This is a genomic window from Escherichia sp. KTE172 (assembly GCF_000408845.1).
Taxonomy (GTDB): Bacteria; Pseudomonadota; Gammaproteobacteria; order Enterobacterales; family Enterobacteriaceae; genus Escherichia; species Escherichia coli.
Genome location: NZ_KE137318.1, coordinates 1 through 507 on the forward strand (window position 1 = coordinate 1; position 507 = coordinate 507).

The 507-nt window shown below is 47.1% G+C and carries 1 protein-coding gene and 1 pseudogene; one reads left to right on the forward strand and one right to left on the reverse strand.

Annotated elements, in window-relative coordinates; genetic code table 11:
* Positions 1–114: pseudogene (gene mobC / locus G434_RS31035) on the forward strand (relaxase accessory protein MobC); the annotation flags it as partial.
* On the opposite strand, the gene G434_RS30570 reads toward mobC, so the two are convergent.
* A partial coding sequence (locus G434_RS30570; RefSeq protein ID WP_248698438.1) for a hypothetical protein occupies positions 83–507 on the reverse strand: 425 nt, incomplete at its 5' end. The pseudogene mobC and the gene G434_RS30570 sit on opposite strands and share 32 nt — an antisense overlap.

Consider the following 507-nt stretch of genomic DNA (forward strand, 5'->3'; position numbering starts at 1 on the left):
GTGCAGTTGCGTGCCTGGTTACTCCAGTTCCTGAAGGCAGAGGTGACACGACAGGCTGATGTGACGCGCATACTGCCGCTGATTAACGAGCTGGAGGCGCTGCCAGGACAGTGATTGTATCGTCCGCTCGCCGCAGCCCCAGCGACCGAGCGTTAGCGAGCGAGTGGGCGAGGAAGCGGAAGTGAATCCGTCGCCAGGTTGAGCACATACGCACGGTTTTTCGGTAGGTGATATGCGCTGAACCCGCATGAATACTGGATTTCCACAGGGTTGGAAGGGGAGTATTCGGAACTTGCAATTCTGCTTTCTTGCAACACATTGTTTTTATTGGTTTTTTGTTTTCAGCGCCCCAAGTTATCCACAGGCTCGCCGTTAAGTTTTTAGATCTTGTTTTTAAGATCTTGTTTTTAATACTTGTTTTAGGGTCAAAATTCATTAATAAAATCAATATGTTATAGAGGTATATGTGGAGGAATTTAAGGTAAAGGTGGAGGAATTTAAGGTGTT